18 protein-coding genes are annotated in these 20,969 nt (G+C 62.5%); all 18 read right to left on the reverse strand.

Annotated elements, in window-relative coordinates; translation table 11 throughout:
• Nucleotides 1–9: 9 nt before the first annotated feature.
• Nucleotides 10–1,467 (reverse strand): xylulokinase, encoded by a 1,458-nt coding sequence (xylB, locus tag ABEB22_RS10235; RefSeq protein WP_406870210.1) that lies wholly within the window; start codon nt 1,465–1,467, stop codon nt 10–12.
• 3 nt (nt 1,468–1,470) lie between these two features.
• Entirely contained in the window at nt 1,471–2,937 is a 1,467-nt protein-coding gene (locus ABEB22_RS10240; RefSeq protein ID WP_406870211.1) for a mannitol dehydrogenase family protein, read from the reverse strand.
• 66 nt (nt 2,938–3,003) lie between these two features.
• Entirely contained in the window at nt 3,004–4,011 is a 1,008-nt protein-coding gene (locus tag ABEB22_RS10245; RefSeq protein ID WP_350937458.1) for an ABC transporter ATP-binding protein, read from the reverse strand.
• A gap of 11 nt (nt 4,012–4,022) precedes the next feature.
• Nucleotides 4,023–4,853, reverse strand: a complete 831-nt coding sequence (locus ABEB22_RS10250; RefSeq protein WP_406870212.1) for a carbohydrate ABC transporter permease — start codon at nt 4,851–4,853, stop codon at nt 4,023–4,025.
• A gap of 1 nt (nt 4,854) precedes the next feature.
• Complete coding sequence (locus ABEB22_RS10255) at nt 4,855–5,727, reverse strand: sugar ABC transporter permease (protein ID WP_339113005.1); 873 nt, start codon at nt 5,725–5,727, stop codon at nt 4,855–4,857.
• A gap of 165 nt (nt 5,728–5,892) precedes the next feature.
• On the reverse strand, nt 5,893–7,212 hold the full coding sequence (locus tag ABEB22_RS10260) for a sugar ABC transporter substrate-binding protein (RefSeq protein WP_339113004.1): 1,320 nt from the start codon (nt 7,210–7,212) through the stop codon (nt 5,893–5,895).
• Between the two features lie 232 nt (nt 7,213–7,444).
• Nucleotides 7,445–8,407, reverse strand: a complete 963-nt coding sequence (locus ABEB22_RS10265; protein ID WP_339113003.1) for a sugar-binding domain-containing protein — start codon at nt 8,405–8,407, stop codon at nt 7,445–7,447.
• Nucleotides 8,404–9,120 carry an HAD family hydrolase gene (locus tag ABEB22_RS10270; protein WP_406870213.1) on the reverse strand — a complete coding sequence of 239 codons (717 nt, stop codon included), beginning with the start codon at nt 9,118–9,120 and terminating at the stop codon, nt 8,404–8,406. Before ABEB22_RS10270 ends, ABEB22_RS10265 begins: the two co-directional genes overlap by 4 nt.
• A 69-nt stretch (nt 9,121–9,189) precedes the next feature.
• Complete coding sequence (locus ABEB22_RS10275; RefSeq protein ID WP_406870214.1) at nt 9,190–12,228, reverse strand: efflux RND transporter permease subunit; 3,039 nt, start codon at nt 12,226–12,228, stop codon at nt 9,190–9,192.
• On the reverse strand, nt 12,225–13,331 hold the full coding sequence (locus ABEB22_RS10280) for an efflux RND transporter periplasmic adaptor subunit (RefSeq protein ID WP_406870215.1): 1,107 nt from the start codon (nt 13,329–13,331) through the stop codon (nt 12,225–12,227). Before ABEB22_RS10280 ends, ABEB22_RS10275 begins: the two co-directional genes overlap by 4 nt.
• A complete protein-coding gene (locus ABEB22_RS10285; RefSeq protein WP_406870216.1) occupies nt 13,328–14,419 on the reverse strand; it encodes an efflux RND transporter periplasmic adaptor subunit in 1,092 nt (363 codons plus the stop codon). Before ABEB22_RS10285 ends, ABEB22_RS10280 begins: the two co-directional genes overlap by 4 nt.
• 105 nt (nt 14,420–14,524) lie before the next feature.
• Nucleotides 14,525–15,784 (reverse strand): LysR substrate-binding domain-containing protein, encoded by a 1,260-nt coding sequence (locus ABEB22_RS10290; RefSeq protein ID WP_406870217.1) that lies wholly within the window; start codon nt 15,782–15,784, stop codon nt 14,525–14,527.
• Between the two features lie 171 nt (nt 15,785–15,955).
• A complete protein-coding gene (locus tag ABEB22_RS10295; RefSeq protein ID WP_339112997.1) occupies nt 15,956–17,059 on the reverse strand; it encodes a TRAP transporter substrate-binding protein in 1,104 nt (367 codons plus the stop codon).
• 196 nt (nt 17,060–17,255) lie between these two features.
• Entirely contained in the window at nt 17,256–18,350 is a 1,095-nt protein-coding gene (locus ABEB22_RS10300) for a TRAP transporter substrate-binding protein (protein ID WP_350937475.1), read from the reverse strand.
• A 176-nt stretch (nt 18,351–18,526) separates the two neighbouring features.
• On the reverse strand, nt 18,527–19,357 hold the full coding sequence (locus ABEB22_RS10305; protein WP_339112995.1) for an arginyltransferase: 831 nt from the start codon (nt 19,355–19,357) through the stop codon (nt 18,527–18,529).
• Nucleotides 19,358–19,519: 162 nt separating this feature from the next.
• Nucleotides 19,520–19,999, reverse strand: coding sequence for a DUF2852 domain-containing protein (locus tag ABEB22_RS10310; protein WP_339112994.1), 480 nt, complete (start codon nt 19,997–19,999; stop codon nt 19,520–19,522).
• A gap of 128 nt (nt 20,000–20,127) precedes the next feature.
• Nucleotides 20,128–20,595, reverse strand: coding sequence for a YbaK/EbsC family protein (locus tag ABEB22_RS10315; RefSeq protein ID WP_339112993.1), 468 nt, complete (start codon nt 20,593–20,595; stop codon nt 20,128–20,130).
• A 55-nt stretch (nt 20,596–20,650) separates the two neighbouring features.
• A complete protein-coding gene (locus ABEB22_RS10320; RefSeq protein WP_339112992.1) occupies nt 20,651–20,953 on the reverse strand; it encodes an HNH endonuclease in 303 nt (100 codons plus the stop codon).
• Nucleotides 20,954–20,969 lie beyond the last annotated feature (16 nt).

Raw genomic sequence — 20,969 nt, forward strand, 5'->3', positions numbered from 1 at the left:
GCGTGGTCCTCATTGAATGGATCGGATCGCGGGATAGGCCGCACGGAACGCCTGATAGGCGCTCTCGTAGGCGCCCGCAAGCGCTGGGTCGGGCGCGATCAGCGCGCCGATCGCGGGGGGCGTCATAACTTGCGCGGGGTCCGCGCCCGTGGCCGCACAGAGCCCCAGACGGGCTGCGCCCAGAGCCGCGCCGAACTCGCCGCCCTGCGGCTTCGCCAGCGGCACCCCCAGCACGGTCGCGATCAGTTTCAGCCAGAGGGTCGAGGCCGATCCGCCACCGATAGCAAACAACTGGCCCAGCTCGGCGCCGGTGGCCCGCAGGGCCTCGGCGCTGTCACGCAGCCCGAAGGCCACGCCGGTCAGCACTGCCAGCACCATGTCATCGACGGTGGTGTCGGTGCCAAGCCCGGTAAAACTGCCACGGATAGCAGCATCATTATGCGGCGTGCGCTCGCCCGAGAGATAGGGCAGGAAGCGCACCCGTCCGGGCGGCGGCAGGGTTTCGTGCCAAGTCGCCTCGAGCGGCTCGACCAGCGCGCGCGGGGATTTGCCCGTGATGGTCGAGAGCCAGTTGAGGCTGTCGGTCGCCGAGAGCATCACGCCCATCTGGTACCAGCGGTCTGGCACGGCATGACAGAAAGTATGCAATGCGGTCTCGGGGGCGGGGGCAAAGCCGTCCCGCGCCGCCAGAAGCACGCCCGATGTGCCGAGCGAGACAAAGCCCTGACCCTCGGAAAGTGCGCCGATGCCACAAGCGCTTGCGGCATTGTCGCCCGCGCCACCTGCCACGGTGACATCGCCCACACCCCAAGCCTGCGCGAGATCGGCGCGCAAATGCCCTGCGGGGGCCGAGCCTTCGACGAGCCGCGGCATCTGACCGGCCCGCATTCCGCTGGCGGCCAGCAACGTGTCCGACCAGTCCCGCGCACCCACATCAAGCCAGCTCGTGCCCGCGCTATCGGACATATCCGCGACATGCTCGCCCGTCAGATACCAGTTGAGATAGGCGGCGGGCAGAAGGACTTTACTCACCTTTTCAAAGATTTCCGGCTCGTTTTTTGCTACCCAGACCAGTTTGGGCGCGGTGAATCCCGGAAAGACGATATTGGCCGAGAGTGCGCGCATCTCTGCCAGCGCATCCAGCTCTTCCGCCTCGATATGACTGCGGGTATCGTTCCACAGGATACAGGGGCGCAGCACCTGATTGCCGGCATCCAGAAGCGTTGCGCCATGCATATGGCCCGCCACGCCGATGCCTTTGAGGGCGGTGAATTCGGGATGGGCGGCGCGCAGGGTGGCCACCGCCTTGTCGAGGGCCGCGATCCATTCGGCAGGGTCCTGTTCGGACCAGCCCGCATGGGGATGGACGGCTTTATAATGGGCCTCGGCGGCGCCCAGGCTGCGCCCCTGACCATCGATCAGAAGCGCGCGCAGGCCCGAGGTGCCCAGATCAATTCCGAGATACATGGCTTACCCCAGATAGGCGTCGAGCGCGGCATCGAGCCCCTGCGTATGGATCATGGAGAGCCAGGTGCAGAAGGGACCGGCGAAGCGCGGCTCATCGGCCAGATCGCCATAGATCAGGCGGTTGTCGAGCCATGCCTGCGGCGTGTCCTTGGCGGCCAAGGCGCGGATCTGCAGATCGGCCCAGAACGGGTCGTTGGGCTCGACCGTGGTGCCATCCTCGCGGATGCCGGTGCAATAGCGTGCCCAAGCGGCTGATACCAGCGCCAGACCTTCAACGGGCATATCCTTCGCCAGACATTCGCGCACCGAAGGGAGGATGAACCCCGGATGGCGGGAGGAGCCGTCAAAAGCCACGCGGCGGGTGGTGTCGACGATCATCGGGTTCGAGAACCGCTCCTCGATCAGATCGACATAGGCGTCGGGCGTCATACCGGGGACGGCGTGGACATGGGGCATGATCTCTTCGGTCTCGACCTTCCGGTAGAGCGCGTGGATCTTGGGATGCTCCATGCATTCCGAGATATGCTTTACCGAGAGGATCTCGCCCACATCGGAGATCACCTGATGGCCGCCATTGAGGATGCGGATCTTCATCGTCTCGAAACTGTGCACATCATCGGAGAAGGTCGCGCCAGCCTTGTCCCAATCGGGGCGGCCTGCGCAGAAATTGTCCTCGATCACCCATTGGCGGAAATTCTCGTGGGTGACGGGGCAATTGTCCTCGATCCCCAAGGACCGCACCAACTCCAGCTCCTTGGGGCCGGTGGCGGGGACGATGCAATCGACCATCGCATTGGGGAAAGTGCAATTGGCGTCGATCCACTCGGCCAGTTCGGGGTCGGAGAGGCGCGCGAGCGAGACCACGGTCTGGCGCAGGATCGCGCCATTGCCCTGCAGGTTGTCGCAGCACTGGCCGGTGAAGGGGCCGGTGCCATTTTCGCGGCGGATTTTCAGCGCGGCCACGATGGCTCCGAAGGCGGTCTTCGGGCTCTCGGGGTTGGCGGCGTCATGCACGATATCGGGGTGGCTCGCGTCAAAGCCCTTGGTGGCGGGGTCGATGAAGTAACCGCCTTCAGTCACGGTCAGGGCCACGATGCGGATTTCGGGACGGGCCATGGCCTCGATCAGCGCGCCATTGCCCTCCTCGATCGGGATGTAACCGATCATCGAGCCCACAACCTCTGCGGATTGGCCCTTGGGGTCCAGCTCGATCAGCGTCGTCAGGCAGTCCTGCGCCAGCAGTCGTTCGCGCATCGCCGCATCCGGCGCGCGCACGCCCGCACCGAGGATCGCCCAGTCATGGGCCAGACCCGCCTCCATCAGCCGGTGCAGATACCACGACTGGTGCGCGCGGTGGAAATTGCCCAGACCGATATGCACGATACCGGGGGTCAGTTTGCTGCGGTCATAGCCCGGGCGCTTCACGGCCTCGGGCAGTTGCGACAGGGTGGCGTTGGAAAGCTGTACCATGGTGGCACCTATCTGAAAGGGGGGGCGTTGTGGGGCGAGGGGCCGTGGCCCCCCGCCGGATAGGGTTCAGCGGATCGACAGGCCGTTCTGGTCGAAGCGGTGGATATTGTGTTCCTGCGGGGTCAGCCAGACGGTGTCGCCGGCATAAACCTCGACATCGCCCGAGACACGGACATTGAACTGGCCAATGCCATCCACATGGACATGCGCGAAGGTATCGGAGCCTAGATGCTCGGACACGCCCACGCGGCCCTCGATGGCGCCTTCGACCGGCGTGGTCGACAGATCGATATGCTCGGGGCGGATGCCGATCGCATGGGCGCCGCGCGACGCGGCCCGCTCGCCTTCGATGAAGTTCATCTTGGGGCTGCCGATGAAGCCCGCGACAAAACGGTTATCGGGGCTGCGGTAGAGATCGAGCGGGGAGCCCACCTGCTCGATCTTGCCTGCGCGGAGCACCACGATCTTGTCGGCCATGGTCATCGCCTCGACCTGATCATGGGTCACATAGATCATGGTGGTCTTGAGCTTCTGGTGCAGCTCGGAGATCTCGAGGCGCATATTCACGCGCAGCGCGGCGTCGAGGTTCGACAGCGGCTCGTCAAAGAGGAACGCCGAAGGCTCGCGCACGATGGCACGCCCGATGGCCACCCGCTGGCGCTGACCGCCCGAGAGCTGGCCGGGCTTGCGGTGCAGGTAATCTGTGAGGTTGAGCGCCTCGGCTGCGGCTTTGATGCGGCGTTCCTGCTCGTCGGCCGCCACACCCGCCATTTTCATCGGGAAGGCGATGTTTTTCTTGACCGACATATGCGGGTAGAGGGCGTAGGACTGGAACACCATTGCCAGACCGCGTTTGGCGGGAGGCGCATCGGTGGCGTCGGTGCCGTCGATCATGATCTGTCCGCCCGAGAGGTCCTCGAGCCCCGCGATCAGGCGCAGAAGGGTAGATTTCCCGCAGCCCGACGGCCCCACGAAGACCACGAACTCGCCGTCCTTGATATCGAGATCCAGCGGCGGAATGACTTCGACTTCGCCAAAGGTCTTGCGCACGCCCTTAAGAGTGATTTGTCCCATGACTAGGTTCCTTATTTCACCGCGCCGAAGGTCAGGCCGCGGACAAGTTGTTTCTGGCTGAACCAGCCCATGATCAGGATAGGCGCGATGGCCATGATCGAGGCGGCAGAGAGTTTTGCGTAGAAGAGACCCTCGGGCGAGGAATAGGAGGCGATGAACTGCGTGAGCGGCGCGGCCTTGGCGGTCGTGAGGTTCAGCGTCCAGAAGGCCTCGTTCCAGGCGAGGATGATGTTGAGAAGGACGGTCGAGGCCATGCCGGGGATCGCCATCGGCGTCAGCACATAGAGCACCTCTTCCTTGAGCCCCGCGCCATCCATACGGGCGGCCTCGAGGATCTCGCCGGGGATCTCCTTGAAGTAGGTATAGAGCATCCAGACGATGATCGGCAGGTTGATCATGGTCAGGACGAAGACCAGACCGATGCGGCTGTCCAGAAGCCCCAGATCACGGAAGATCAGGTAGATCGGCACCAGAACACCCACCGGCGGCAGCATCTTGGTGGACAGCATCCACATCAGCACATCCTTGGTGCGGCGCCCCGGCACAAAGGCCATGGCCCAAGCTGCCGGCACCGCGATGACCAGCGCCAGCAGGGTCGAGCCTACCGAGATGATCACCGAGTTCATGAAGAACAGCGGATAGTTCGAGCGTTCGAGCACGGTGTGGTAGCTCTCGAGCGTCCAGCCCGAGAAGATCATCTTGAACGGCGTCGCGATCGCGTTGCCTTCCGTCTTGAAGGACAGGATGAAGATCCACAGGATCGGGAAGAAGATCGCGATGCCCACGGCCCATGCAAGCACGGTGGTCAGCGCCTTGCGGCGGGGAGTAACAGCACGCGCCATATCAGGCCTCCAGATTCTTGCCGATCATCCGCATCAGGAAGATCGCAACGATATTGGCGAGGATGATCGCGATGACGCCACCGGCAGACCCGCCACCCACATCGAATTGCAGAAGCGACTGGATGTAGATGAGATAGGTCAGGTTGGTCGAGGCCACGCCCGGACCGCCGCTGGTGGTCACGAGGATCTCGGCATAGATCGACAGCAGGAAGATCGTCTGGATCAGGATCACTACGGTGATCGCCCGCGACAGGTGCGGCAGCATGATGTGGAAGAAGCGCGCCAGTTTCGAGGCGCCATCCATTTCGGCCGCCTCCAGCTGTTCCTGATCGAGCGATTGCAGCGCGGTCAGCAGGATCAGCGTGGCAAAAGGCAGCCATTGCCACGAGACGATGCCGATAATCGACAGAAGCGGTGCCTGCGCCAGAAAATCATAGGCGGGCAGGCCGAAGAAATGCGCGATATGCGCGAAGAGCCCGTTCACCGGATTGAGAAACATGTTCTTCCACACCAGCGCCGAGACGGTGGGCATCACGAAGAAGGGCGCGATGACGAGGATGCGCACGATCCCCTGACCGAAGAAGGGCTGGTCTAGCAGCAGCGCCAGCAGGATGCCGCCCACGATGGTAATCACCAGAACACCGACGACCAGTAACAGGGTGTTAATCAGGGCCGTGGTAAAGGCAGGGTCGGTCAGAAAGAACTCGTAATTGAGGAAGCCTGTCCACTCTTCCATGCCGGGCATGAGAAGATTGTATCGCAGGAACGAGAAGTAGAGCGTCATCGCCAGAGGGACGATCATCCAGCCGAGAAGGAGAATTACGGCAGGAGAGATCATCAACCTCGCGGCGGCGCGTGAATGCTTCGTGGCCATGGGCTACCTCGGCACGCTTGGTTGGGACAATAGTGGTGAATACGGTCCCACAGGATGCGGGGCCGGATTTGTTATGCGCATTGGATGCGGTATCAGTGCCGGATAACGGGAAATGCGGACAGGCCGATGATCCTGCCCGCATACCGTGAGTGACGGCGTCAGCGATTACTTGATGTAACCGGCCTTTTTCATCTCACGCTCGGTCAGTGCCTGCGCGGATTGCAGCGCCTGATCCGCACCCATCTGCCCGGCAAGAGCTGCCGAGAAGATCTGGCCTACAGCCGTGCCGATCCCTTGGAATTCGGGGATCGAGACGAATTGAGCACCGACATAGGGCACTTCCTGCACCGACGGTTTCTCGGGCGTCGCCTTGGAGATCGTGTCGATGGTCAGCTGTGCGAAGGGCGCGGCGGCCAGATAGTCGGGGTTCTCGTAGAGCGAGGTCCGGGTGCCGGGAGGAGCTGCGCGCCAGCCCTGCTTGTCGGCCACGACCTGAGTATACTCTTTCGAGGTCGCCCATTCGACAAAGGCTTTTGCCGCGTCTTTATGTGCCGAGCTTTCCGGAATGGCGAGGTTCCACGACCACAGCCAGTTGCCGTGATTGTCGATGCCGTCCTTGTTGGGGAAGACCGCATAACCGACCTTGTCGGCCACGGTGGATTCCTCGGGATCGGTCACGAAGCCTGCTGCCACGGTCGCATCGATCCACATACCGCACTTGCCTTGCTGGAAGAGCGACAGGTTCTCGTTGAAGCCGTTCGAGGAGGCACCCGGAGGACCGTATTTGGTCATCAGGTCGAGATAGTCGGTGACGGCAGCCTTCCACGGTTCGCTGTCGAATTCCGGCTCCCAGTTCATGTCGAACCAGCGCGCGCCATAGGAATTGGCCATTGCCGAGATGAAGGCCATATTCTCGCCCCAGCCCGGCTTGCCGCGCAGGCAGATGCCATAGATGCCGTTGTCTTTATCGGTCATCTTCTCGGCCGCTTCCTTGACTTGCGTCCAGGTCGGATTGTCACCAAGGGTCACACCGGCTTTCTCGGCGAGATCCTTGCGATACATCACCATCGCGGATTCGCCATAGAAGGGAACCGCGTAAAGCGTGCCATCGACCGACAGCGCCGAGCGCATGGCGGGCAGCAGGTCATCGGCATCGTAGTCTGCCGGAAGGTCGTTCAGCGGCACCAGCCAGTCACGCTGGCCCCAGATCGGGACCTCGTAATTGCCGATGGTCATCACGTCGAACTGGCCGCCATTGGTGGCGATATCCTGCGTGACGCGCTGACGGAGGATGTTTTCCTCCAGCGTGACCCACTCGACCTTGATGTCGGGATGTTTGGCGTAGAAGTCGTCCATCAGGCCCTGCATGCGCACCATGTCGCCGTTATTCACGGTGGCAACAGTAATGGTGGTTTCGGCTGCAGCGGCTGTGGCAAGCGCGCCCAAGGCGCAAGCACCCAGAAGGGCACGGATTGTCTTGGTCATGAATTCCTCCCAAAATTCAAACGAGCAATTATCCGCTCTATGGGCAAATGCTCATGAACGGGCCCGTGAGTCAAGTGTGAATTGCGTGTTGGAGATGGGTGCTATGCGCAAAACGCCCTGCGATTGTGCGTAAATAGTTGATAGCGGTAACATGTCCCATCTCCATCATGCAGGGATGCGCAGATCATACAGCAAAATGCCGTAAAAAGCGCGCATCAATGCAGAATGGGAATCAAGCGTTAAGAAGTGCTTTCGCGGTGCGCTCATCCGTGACCAGATGGCTCAATAAACCGCCCCGGAGAGCCGCGCGCAGGGCGGGCAGCTTTTTCTGGCCCGCCGCGAAGCAATGCACCGGCATATTGCCATGCGGCACGCGCGCGCCCACGATCCGGCGCGACATGGGATGGTCGAGAAACTGACCATCGGCATTGAACGCGTGACCGCCGATCTCGCCGATGGCGCCGGCCCCGACCCAGTCAGCATGTTCTTCGGGCGTGATGAACCCGTCCATCAGAAGCGGCGCGTCAGGCCCCATCTGGCCCATGCCGACCACCGCGAAATCCGCCCGTAACGCCAGCTCGATCGAGGCTTTCACATGCGGAAGCGAGCGATACAGATCGCGCTCTGCCTCGGTGGCCGCGACCACAGGGATCGACATCGGAAAATGCGGCGCCGAGACTTTCTCGGCCAGCCGCACGATCACCTCGTAATGCGAGGCCGAGCCGTCAGGCGCCACATTGCCGATAAGCGAGACTAGCCTGTGATGATCGCCCGCGATGGTCTGCATCCGCTCCACGATCATCCGCAGCGTCCGTCCCGTGCCGAGCGCGATCAGCTTGGCGTCAGGCTCGGTGAAAAACCGCTCGAGGATCGGGGCCGCGAATGGCGCGATCGTGTCATTCGGGTCGCCCGTTTCCGAGAGCGAGGGGGCCACGCGCACCGATTGCAGTCCGAACCGCTTGCGCAGGATCTGCTCCAGCTCCAGACATTCGGCAATGGGATGATCGATGCGCACCCGGATCAGCCCTTCTGCAGAGGCGCGCGCCACGAGCCGCTGAACCCGCTGGCGCGAGATCCCCAGTTCGAGCGCGATCTGGTCCTGCGTCATGCCCCCTACAAAAGACAGCCATGCCGCGCGGGCGGCAAGATCCAGCAGATTGGCTTCGGCCTCGTTGGGGCGGTCGGGCTGGATCATGAGACCTCTCCGGTGCAGGAATAGGGTGCCGGCCATTGCGCGAGAAGCGCGTCGAATTGTGCAAAATCACGGAAGGCCAGATCGGCCCCGCCGCGCAAAGCAGGGTCATCAGGGGCGAGGGCATGAGCACGGGCCAGACCGGCCAGATGCGCACCACCCAGAAACCGCCAGACCGGCATACCGGCGGCTTTCGCCCCTGCGATCCCGACCGTGGAATCCTCGATCACCAGACAGTTCTCGGGCGACACACCATAGATACCTGCTACATGGAGGAACAGATCGGGCGCGGGTTTGCCGCGCATGACCTCGGAGGCGGTCGAGGCCCGCCCGTCAAAGAGTGTATCAAGCCCTGTGATGGCCAGCGATTGTGCAAGTCGTGCCGGCGCGGAGGAGGTGGCCAGATGGTAGGGCACCTCAAGCGCCTTGATCACCCCGATGACCCCCGGCACTACAACCAGTTCGGTCGAGAACCGCTCGACCAGACGGGTGCGGAATGTCGTCTCGAAGGTGTCGGGCAAAGAACGCGAGAAATCACGTTCCAGCGTTGCGCGCACGGTCGGGAAGGCACGGCCAAGACAGTGCTGCGTGAAATAGTCGAGGTCGATTGCAATTCCCAGATGGGCCAGTTCCGCGATGAAAACACTGGCAGAGAGCGCCTCGGAATCGATCAGGACGCCATCACAATCAAAGATTACCAGCGCTGGACCAGCCATCGGGTTCCTCCTCCACGATCAGATGTCTATAGCGTGACGGAACCTGTTTCGCCAAGCCCTCGCTTGGGATCACGCCTTCTGCGGTGCCTTTACACGGAAAATGGCGCAATAGAGCGCAGGAACAAACAGAAGCGTAATCAGCGTGCCCGCGATGATGCCCCCCATCATGGCAATGGCCATCGGTCCCCAGAAGATCTGGCGGGCGATCGGGATCAGCGCCAGCGAGGCGGCCGCCGCCGTCAGCAGGATCGGGCGGGCGCGCTGGTCCGAGGCATGCCAGATGGCGCTCCAGCGGTCATGGCCCTCGGCGCGTAGATCCTCGGTGGCCTGGACCAGGATCACCGAATTGCGGATCAGGATGCCGATCAGCGCCAGCACCCCCAAAAGCGCCACAAAGCCCATGGGCGCCCCCAGCGGCAGCATCGAGGCGACCACCCCGATCAGCCCCAGAGGGGCGGCTGCCAGCACCACCACCATCAGGCGGAAGCTGCGCAGCTGGAACATGATCAGCGTCAGCAGGATCAGCACCATAAAGGGGACAATGGCAATGATCGGTGCCTGTGATTTGCCGCTTTCCTCGACCGCTCCGCCCAAGGCCAGTCCGTAGCCCGCAGGTAGCGCCTTGGTAAAGGTCTCGATTTTCGGGGCGAGCTCCGCCACGATAGTCGCGGGTTGGTCCCCTCCGTCAATCGCACCGCGCACGGTGATGGTGGGCACGCGGTCACGCGCATGGATCACGGGCGGCTCGGTCACATACTCGAACCGCGCAATCGAGGTCAGCGGGATGGGATCGCCGCTGGCATTGGCGAATTGCAGGCTGCGGAGCCCGTCCATCGTGTCGCGGTCGGATTTGCGGCCCTTCAGCTCGACCTCGATCAGATCGATTCCCTGCCGCAGATTGGTGATGGTCGTGCCGGAATAGAGCGTGCTCAGCACCTGCGCCACATCAGACTGTGTCAGCCCCAGCTGGCGCATCCGCGCCTGATCCAGATCCAGTTTCACCACCCGCGCGGGCGTGCCCCAATCCATATCGATGGCATAGAGCCTGTTATCCCCAGCCAGAAGCGCCGCCAGTTTGCGCGACTCGGTCAGCAGGACCGTATCATCGGGACCGGAGATCCGGTATTGCACGGGCTTGCCCACCGGCGGACCCAGCTCGATGGGTTTGGGGAAGAACTCGACACCGGCGCGGGTATCGGAATAGCGGCGGATCTTGGCGCGCAGGCTGTCACGATCTGCCAGAGAATGGGTCTCGATCACCACCTGACCCTCATTGGGCACGGCGGGCTGCACATCGAGTGTCAGCACGAAACGCGGCGCGGGCGTGCCGATATAGGAGGTCCAGAACGAGACCTCGGGCTGGTCTTTCAGCCATGTCTCGAAACGGGCGATCTCGGCATCGGTGGCCTCGATCCCCGCACTGTCGCGCAGGGTGACGTCGGTCACGAGTTCCGTCCGCTCGGAAGAGGGGAAGAACTGCTGTTCCACATGGCCGAGGCCCACAACCGAGATCGCGAAGAGGAAGATGGTGGCGAGGATGGTGACCCAGCGATGGCGCATCGCCTGTTCGAGCACGCGGTGGAACCCACGGCGCAGGCGGCCCGCCTGCGCATGCTGGTGCTTCCATTTGGCGGGCAGGAAGGTCTTGCCCAGCACGGGCGCAAAGAGCACCGCTACGATCCAGCTGATCACCAGCGAGATGGCGATGACATAGAAGAGCGAGCGGGTGTATTCGCCTGCTTGGCTGGCATTGAGCCCGATCGGGATGAAGCCCGCCACCGTGACCAGCGTGCCGGTCAGCATGGGCCATGCGATGGAGGTCCAGGCATAGGAGGCAGCCTTGGTGCGGCTCTCGCCCTTTTCCAGCCGCGAGATCATGGTCTCGATGGCGATCATCGCATCATCGACCAGAAGCCCCAGCGCGATGATGAGCGCCCCAAGCGAGATCCGTTGCAGCGTGATCCCCATCAGATCGAGGATCAGGAAGGTCACCGCCAGCACCAGCGGGATGGTGAGCGACACGACAAACCCCGCCCGCACACCCAAAGACACGAAACTGACTGCCAGCACGATCACCAGCGCCTCGGCCAGTGCGCGGGTAAAATGACCGACCGACTCCTGCACCACCGTCGGCTGGTCGGCGATCTTGTGGATCGAGATGCCCACCGGCAGCTGCGTGACCTCATGCGCCATCAGCGCATCGAGGTTCTTGCCGAAATCGAGGATATTGCCGCCCTCGCGCATGCCGATGATCAAGCCAATGGCGGGCTCGCCCTCATAGCGGATCAGCGAGGCGGGCGGATCGGTATAGCCGTCCTTGACCTGCGCCACATCCGAAAGTGTGAAGAAGGTGTCATCCACGCGCAAGGGCGTATGGGCCAGCGCATCGGCATCTGGGAAGGCGCCTGTCAGGCGCAGCCCGATCTGTTCCTGCGCGGTCTGGATCGTGCCGGTCTGGGTGATCTGGTTCTGCGCCGAGAGCGTGTCGATCACGCTTTGCGCATCTAGGCCCAGAGCGGCCAGACGGCGGGTCGAGAACTCGACCGTGACCACGCGGTCGCGGGTGCCGATCAGATCGACCTTGCCCGCCTGATCGAGGCGTTCCACATCATCGCGGATTTTCCGCACCCAGGCCCGTAGCTCGTCGGGGTTATAATCGGGGGCGGTGAAGGCATAGACATTGCCATAGACATCTCCGAAATCGTCATTGAACGAAAACCCCTGGAATTCGCTAGGGAAATCGCTGCGGATATCGGACATCAGCTCGCGCACACGGGTCCATGTGGGCTGGATCTGCGCATCGGGAATATCGTCGCGCAGATCGACATAGACCACCGCCTGACCGGGATAGGTGATCGAGCGGGTCACATCGAGCGCATCGATCTCCGATAGTTTCCGTTCGATCCGGTCGGTCACCTGATCCATCGTCTCGGTGGCCGTCGCACCGGGCAGGCTGCCCGAGACGACCATCGTGCGGATGGTGAAGCTCGGGTCTTCCTCGCGCCCCATCGAGTTGAAGGCGAGGATCCCCGCGAGCAGTGACATGACCATCAGGAACCAGATGACGGAGCGGTTATGCAGGGCCCAGTCCGAGAGGTTGAACTTCATTTCGGGGCTTTCTCCTGGGTCGTCTGGTTTAGGGTAGTCGGGCGCGCTTTGCCCGCGACGGTCAGCCCCGCGCCGACCGTCCCGCCCTCGGTGAGCACCTCGCGTCCGCGCAATACCACCTCGTCACCGGATTTCAGGCCTCCGGTGATGGTGATGCGGTTGCCGAGCCGGGCGCCGGTGCTCACGCTCTGCCGGTGCACTTTGCGCGGATCGCCCGAGACAATCCAGACCGAGGGGCCGTCCATCAGCGCGGCCTCGGGCAGGCTTAGCAATTCGGCCGCGCCGTTATCGAGCCGCGCTGACACCAGCGAACCGATCCGGTAATCCGGAGCGGGGGCTTCCAGCGTCAGGTGGGCGCGCATCGTGTCGAGGCTGGAATTGGTCACTGGCTCGATCAGGCGCAGCTTCGCCCTGATCGGCGCGATATCATCAGCATGATGGTTGATGAGAAAACCCTGATCCGCGGGCAGGCTGGCGGCCAGCGCCCGTGGCAGGTCGATGACCGCCTCCCGTGCATCGCCTCGCGCGAAACTCACCACCTCGGTGCCCGCCGAGACCAGCGTGCCGGGCTCGACCGAGCGCGAGAGGATGATCCCGTCGGAGGGGGCGGTAAGTTTGCCATAGCTTGCGGCCTGTGCGCTCTGGCGTTCCTGCGCGCGCGCACTCTCGAGATCGGCCTTGGCCGAAGCGAGACTGGCCTGCGCCGTCTCGAATTCGGATTGTGCGATTACACCGCGCTGCCGTAGGGTCGCGGCACGGTCGAAACTTGCCTGCGCATAATCGAGCGCGGCCTGTGCCTGCGAGGTGCTGGCGCGCGCCTCGCGCAGATCCTGTTCCAGCGTGATTTGGTCCAGCTCGGCGATTACCGCACCTTTTTCCACGCGATCGCCTGCCTCGACATGGAGCCGCGCGATGCGCCCGCCGGTGCGGAAGGCCAGCGAGGTTTCGTAACGCGCCTCGACCATACCCGAAAACACGCGTCGGCCCGGGGTGATCTCGCCGATGATTTCGGTGATCACGGGGCGGGGGGGATCCGCCGCCGGAAGGTCCTGCGCAAGGGCGGGGGTGGCAAGGAGCGCCACGAAGGCGAGCGCGGCTCTCATGGTGTGTCCTCCACGATCGGGGTGACCTTCTGACCGTAAAACAGCCCCGCAGCGCCTTTGCCGACCACCTGCAATACGGTGCCGATCCTGTCCGAGGGGACCAGCTCGATACCCGCCGTGTTATAGGCCGCGACCTTCACCGCCAGCAGTGAGACCGACTGCGTCTCGGGATCGACGACCCAGATCGCTGGCCCCTGTGGCCCGCTCACCAGCGCATCCCAAGGGAGGGACAGGCGCTCTGGATGGGACAGGTCGATTGTGCCGGTGATCAGCGTGCCGATCCGCAAGGGCGCGCCCGTAGCATCAAGACGGGCCTTGATGGTCACCGTGCCGGTCTCGGACAGCTGGGGCGAGACCTCGGTGATCCGTGCGGAGAGGCTCTGCGGCTGATCGGGGCTTTCCACGCTGATCTGCCGTCCGGAAAGGCGGGATAGCCCTGCAATGTCGGGGGCTTGAAATACCGCCTCGCGCGCGGAGCGGTTGGCCAGCATCACCACTTCCTGACCGGCGCTGACCACCTCGTCGATCTCGGCGGGGCGCTCGGTGACAACGGCATCATCAATCGCGCGCAGCACGGTATCGTCCATGCCCTGTTGGGCGGTCTCCAGCTGGGCCTGCGCCTGATCGGAGCTTGCCCGCGCCTGCAGAAACGCCTGCATTGCCTCGTCGAGAGCATCCTGCGTACCGGTACCGCGATCCAGAAGCCCCTGTGCGCGGTCGCGCGCCTGACGCGCCTGATCGAGCTGCGCCTGCGCGGCTGTGACGCCGGCCTCGGCGGCATCGAGCGAGGCCCGGGCGGCCGTCTGGTCCAGCTCGGCGATGATATCGCCCTTGGCGATCCGGTCGCCCGTTTCCACCGGGAGCGCCGTTATGCGCCCGCCGCTGCGGAAACTGGCGGGATAGGTTTCTGGCGCTTCGACCGTCCCGATGAAATGCACGGTATGGGCAGCGGGCAGCGGGCGGGGATGGGTGATCTCGACCGCGACAGGCGGCTGTGCGTGAAGCCCAGAACCACAAACCGTGCCGAGCGCCAGCAGGACAGATCCGGCGAGCCGCCGGAACTTCCGGTGTAAAAACGGATGGGCCATTCCCGATCCTTCCAAATGGACTATGCCGGAGAGGGGCTCCGGCCGCAAAATATGCGACGGTTTCACTATGGCGAAACCGGCCACGGTGGAAAGACTAGAATTATGTTACGTTCCGGCGAGGGTTTTCGCACGCTGGATGAAATGTTCTGCCGCCACGGAATGGCCGGCATCGCGGCGATAGACCAGAACGGACTGATCGACGGCTCCGGTGCGCAGATCGAGCGGGCGGGTGGTAATCCGGCGTTCGGCAATATCGGGCGGGCTGAGCGGGCTTGCGGCGCGCAGCGAATATCCCTGACCCTGTGCCACGGCATTGAGGATCTGCACCTCGTCGGGAAATTCCTCGACAAGATTCGGCTCGACCCCTTCTGCGCGCAGGATATTGGGAAGGAGATCGCGGGCCGGTGGCAGCGAGAGGCCGATCATCGGCGCGTCCTCCAGATCCTGCGGCGTGAGGCGCTCGAAGGCCGTCAGAGGATGATCCTTGGGAAGAAGGACCCATGCCGAGAGCTGCACCAGAGGCACGCGCGCCAGCGTCTCGGGGAGATTGGCATCATGGACCAATGCCACCTCGATGCGCCCCTCGGCCAGCGCCTGCAGAAGCCGCGGCTGATCTCCGCGCAAAAGCCGCGGCGTGATCTCGTGCAGCCCGCGCAGGATCTCGGGCAGAAGCCAGCCTGCGAAAGAGGGGATCGCTCCGATCCAGAGCGGTGTTCTGGTGATGTTCTCCTGTTCATTCATGACCGGATCGCCAGTGAGCGGGCGGATGAATTCCGCATCCCGCCCGTAGACCTGTTTGACAGTGTTCAACGGCAGCCCCAGCTCGCCCAAAAACGGCTTTTCCTGCGATACGAACCCGACCTGTCCCGCAAGCGGTGTGCGGTCCTGCGCGCGTTTCTCCGAATGGGTCGCGGCAGAGCGGCTAGCGAGAAGAGCGGCCTGTATCAGCGCGGGCTGCAGGCTGTCCGTCATGGCGCGGGCGGGCTGGGCCACTTGTTGCGAGACATTCTGGCCAAGGTTCTGCGCGGCATTCTGGGCCGCGTTCTGCGCCGTATTTGCAGTTGCTTGCGGCTGGACCAATGCGGGCTGGTTGGTGGGGGTGGGCAGGCTCTGCTGCGTCGTTGTGCTGGAATTCGTGGTTGCGCTGGGCGTGGTGCCGTTGGTGGCGGTCTTTGCCAACTGGGTTGCGGCATCCTTCACGGCTTCGCTTACCTGTTGGGCGGCATTGGCCTGCGTGCCTGTTTTGCCGATTTCCTGCAAGAGCTTGCCGAATTGCGCCGATTGCGTGCCCGCCTTGACACCGGTCTGGGCGGCCAGCCGCAACAGGCCCGCCAGCCCGTCCGCAGTGAGGCGCGGGGGGATCATCGGGCATTCCCCGATGATGCAGGGCGTGGCGCTGGGCGGTGCCGCATGGCATCCCCTCCGAGGTTACACTCCCTTTCAGGCTATCCGTAAAAGGGTTGATAATTCCCTTACGCCGTGAAGATTGCAAAAGGCCCCGCCGGAGGGCGGGGCCTTCGAGCCGTGTCAGGGGGATTACAGCGTGCCTTCGCGCTGTTTGATCATCATGAAGGTGTCGTAGTTGTATTCGGCCAGCTGGGCCCAGAGATAGGCGTCCTTCTTGAAGGCGGCCTGGCTCTCATAGACCTTCTTGAAGTTCTCGTTGGAGCCGTTGAGCTCGGTATAGACATCCTGCGCGGCCTTGAAGCAGGCGTTGAGAACCTCGGCCGAGAACGGACGCAACTGCGCGCCCTGACCGATCAGCGATTTCAGCGCCGCCGGGTTCTTGTGATCGTAGGAGGCCAGCACATCGGCATTGGCGGCCTGACAGGCGACCTTGATCGCGTCCTTGTAGGATTCGGGCAGCGCGTCATATTTTTCTTTGTTGAAGAAGGAATGCAGCACGGCCCCACCTTCCCACCACCCCGGATAGTAATAATAGGGCGCCACTTTCACGAAGCCGAGCTTCTCGTCATCATAGGGACCGACCCATTCGGTCGCGTCGATCGTGCCTTTCTCGAGGGCTGCATAGATATCGCCACCCGCGATCTGCTGCGGCACGACGCCGAGCTTCTCCATGACCTTGCCGGCAAAGCCGCCCAGGCGCATCTTCAGCCCGTTGAGATCCTCGACCGAGTTGATCTCCTTGCGGAACCACCCGCCCATCTGGGCGCCGGTATTGCCGGTGGGGAAGGCCACCGTGTTATAATTGGCATAGAATTCGTTCATCAGATCGATGCCGCCGCCATAATACATCCACGCATTCTGCTGGCGGGCATTGAGGTTGAACGGCACGGCAGTGCCGAGCGCGAAGGTCGGATCCTTGCCCCAGAAATAATAGGAACAGGTATGGCAGGCCTCGACGGTGCCGTTGGAGACGGCATCGACCGCCTGAAGGCCGCCCACGATCTCGCCTGCAGCGAAGACCTGGATCTTGAATTTGCCATCGGTGATCTGCTCGACATATTTCGCCATGGTCGCACCGCCGCCATAGATGGTGTCGAGCGATTTCGGGAAGGACGAGGTCAAACGCCAGTTGAGTTCGGGGGTTTCCTGCGCGATGGCCGGAGCTGCAAGCGAGGCACCGGCTGCGGCCATGCCGCCCAAAGCACCTTTGCGAATAAACGAACGACGATCCATGTTTCCTCCCAATCGTCAGAAAATCTTTCGGCGATAACTCCTCTTATCGCCTCGTTTGGATATATTGCCTTACCAATTCGACTTGTAAAGAACTTCCTCCTTTCAAGCTTGCGCTTTCTGGCTGTCTCGCGCAAGAAAAAACCCGAGCCATCGGCCCGGGTTCTTTTCTGCTTGGTTTATAAGCGGATGCTCTGGCTCAGAGCGCGCCCTGACGTTGCTGGACCATCATGAACGTGTCGTAATTATACTCGGCGACCTGCGTCCACAGATAGTATTCCTTCTCGAAAGCAACCATCGAGTCATACATCTTCTTGAAGGTCGGGTTGGTTTCCGAGATCTCGGCATAGACGGCCTTGGAGGTCTCGAAGCAGGCCTGCAGGATCTCTTGGCTGAACGGACGCAGCTGGGCGCCTTCTGCCAGGAGGGTGCGCAGCGCCTTCGAGTTTTCGTAGTCATAGGTCTCGAGCATATTGGCATTCACGCTCTGGCAAACGGTCTGCAGAAGCGATTTATATTGCTCGGGCAGGGCGTCATAGGCGGGTTTGTTGAACAGGAAGTGCACCATCGCGCCACCTTCCCACCAGCCGGGATAGTAGTAATAGGGCGCGACCTTCACGAAGCCCAGCTTCTGGTCGTCATAGGGGCCGACGAATTCGGTCGCGTCGATGGTGCCTTTCTCGAGGGCGGCATAGATGTCACCGCCCGACAGCTGCTGCGGCACGACGCCCAGACGCTCGAGCACCTTGCCCGCAAATCCGCCGACGCGGAATTTGAGGCCCTTGAGGTCATCGACGGTATTGATTTCCTTGCGGAACCAGCCGCCCATCTGCGCACCGGTATTGCCACCCGGGAAGCCGATCAGGCCTTTGTCCGAAAGGAACTCGTTGAACATGTCATTGCCGCCACCCATGCGCATCCATGCGTTCATGCCGCGCGCCGACAGGCCGAAGGGGAGCGCGGTCGGGATCGCCCAGACCGGGTCTTTGCCCCAGTTGTAATAGGTCGGGAAATGCGCGACCTCGACGGTGCCGGCGGCTGCCGCATCTGCCGATTGCAGGCCGCCCACGATTTCACCCGCCGAGAAGGACTGGATCTGGAACGCGCCATCGGTGGCCTCGGCCACGCGTTTACCAAGCTCCTGGCTGTTGCCATAGAGTGCGGGCAGGGAGTTCGGGAAGGCCGAAGCCAGACGCCATGTGATCTGCGGCTTTTCCTGCGCGATGGCAGGGGCGGCAATGGCGGATGCGGTCGCGCCAATCGCGGCCGATGAAAGGAAGGAGCGGCGGTCCATGATGATCGTGTCCTGAGCGTTTTACTAAGTCTTGCGGCCGCATTCCTGTCAGGCCGCAAGGGATCTGTAAAGCTTTTATACAAGGGCACAGGCCGCAAAAGGCCGGTTTCGGCCCATCGGGCGCGGGATGGGAAGGGCGAGCTCTCGGAGGTAATCAGGCTTATCTTGGAGGAGCGTTATTTCTTGGTTGTGTCCGGCAGGTTGATCTGTGCGACCTGCTCGGCGATCGGATCGACCGAGAGCGGGTGGATCTGGTCCTCATGCTCCTGCGGATCCCCGATATCGATCCACTTACCGCCCTTGAAGATTTCGAGAGCCCCGAATTTTGCCTTGTAGCCCATCTTGCGCGAGCCGGGCACCCAATAGCCCAGATAGACGTAAGGAAGCCCCGCCTTCAGCGCGATATCCACATGATCGAGGATCAGATAGGTGCCGAGGCTGTTTTTCTGCAGCATCGGATCATAGAAGGAATAGACCATCGACAGCCCATCATCGAGCACATCGGTCAGACAGACGGCCATCAGATCGCGGGTCGAGCCCGGACGGTCGGCGGATTCGCGATATTCGATCACGCGCGATTTGATGGGCGTCTCCTCGATCATCGCGGCGAATTCGAAAATATCCATATCGGCCATGCCGCCATCGGCGTGACGGCTGTCGAGATAGCGCCGGAAGAGGGCGAATTGCTCCTCGGTGGCCCAGGGACTGGTCGCGTTACGCTTGAGCCAGTCATTCTTTTTCAGCACGCGTTTCTGGGTGCGGGTGGGGACGAAATCGGCCACACGGATACGCGCCGACAGGCAGGCTGTGCATTCGGCGCAGGAGGGACGGTAAAGCACGTTCTGCGAGCGCCGGAAGCCCTGCCGCGAGAGCGCGTTGTTCAGCTTTTCCGCTCCCTCACCCTGAAGGGCGGTGAACAGCTTACGCTCGGCCCGCCCGTCCAGATAGGGACAGGGCTGCGGAGCGGTCACATAGAACTGCGGTGCAAGCGGGAGGGAATGGCGCATGAAACTCGCGTCGGTTTTTGTCTATCTCCTCAAGGTAGCAAGCTTGCGCCCATGCGCCAAGGCCCCTGAACGAGGTTGTGACGGCGAAACAGCAAACTCCCGACGTTTTGACGCCGGGAGTTGTTAAATTCGCCTTAAGCTTGGGCGGAATGGAGTTATGTCTTACTTAGCGTCACCTTTTTCGGCATGTGCCGGATCGAGCGCGGCGTCGTTTGGTGCATCGCTCTCGCTAGCCGCACGGGCGCGCTCGTCCATATACTGGTCGAATTCGGCTTTGTCGCGGGCGTCACGCAGGCGCTTGAGGAAGGCCTCGAAGTCATTCTGCTCGCGTTCGAGGCGGGCAATGGTGTCGGCTTTGTAATTGTCGAAGGCGGCATTCCCCGAGGGGCGCGACATATGCACGCCATAGCCTGCAAATCGCTCGCCTCCGAAACGGCGCGCCTCGGTCCTGCGGCGGCAGCCCTTTCCGAACCGTCCGGTGAACAGGATGAAACCCAGCACCAGAAGGCCGAACGGGCCGGTGAAGATGAAGGCCGCGACCATCAACGCGATCCAGGAGATCGGCCCGTTCTCGTCCATCCATGCGACAGCACGGCGGATCGGTCCGAGGCGAGGGGCGGCAGAGGCATCGAGATAGGACATCGGGATTTGGCTCCTGAAAGCGGGTTGGGATCATGTGAATGCTTTTCACATGAACAGAGGTAAGAGACCTCCACCCGCCGTTCAAGTCTTCATGTAAATCTTTTTTACATACCCTTTCGGTTGAGGGACTATTCGGTGAAAAAACCGGTTTGCGCCTGTGTGGCCTGCACCAGATCGGCAGGCGTGATCCGGAACAGATGGCGCGGAGTGCCGGCTGCTGCCCAGACCGTCTCGAACTCGGAGAGGCGCGGATCGAGATAGGCTCGGACCGGCGTCAGATGCCCCACGGGCGAGACACCGCCAATGGCAAAACCCGTGACCTCCCGCACCTTGGTGGCATCGGCGCGCGCCAGCGCCTGTCCGGCCAGACCGGTGGCGCGGGTCTGGTCCACGCGGTTGCCGCCCGCCGTCAGAAACAGCAGGATCTCGCCCGTCTCGGCCCCCTCGAAGATGATGGATTTCGCGATCTGGTCGATCTCGCAGCCGACCGCCTCTGCCGCGTCCTGCGCGGTGCGGGCATTCTCGGTCTCGATGATCTCGATCTCGAGGCCCGCGGTCTCGAGGGCGGCTTTCACGCGTTTCAGGGATTTGCTCATGGGATATCCTTTCCTTGTGCCCTTGGTTGCACTGCAGGGCCGGAAAGGGAAGCCTCTAGCGCGTCTTGCGCCGTCCGCCGCTGGAGCGTGCATGGAATGTGGGCGGGCGCCTGACGATCCAGTTCAGGAAGGGCGCCATCGCAGGATGGGCACGCAGCGCCTCGGGCGTGTTCAGATCGCGCGCCAGTTCGGTCTCGCTGAAAGTCTTGTGAATCTCGTTATGGCAGATCTGGTGTAGCAGAACAGTCGGGCCGTTCTTGCCGCCGCGCAGCTTGGGAACCAAATGGTGCAGACTTTGGCGCGCCTCGCGTGGTATAGGTCGCAGACAGAGGGGGCAGATCGGGTCGTCTTGGCGCATCGGAGGCCCTCACAGG

This window comes from Thioclava sp. 'Guangxiensis' (assembly GCF_045348365.1).
Taxonomy (GTDB): domain Bacteria; phylum Pseudomonadota; class Alphaproteobacteria; order Rhodobacterales; family Rhodobacteraceae; genus Thioclava; species Thioclava kandeliae.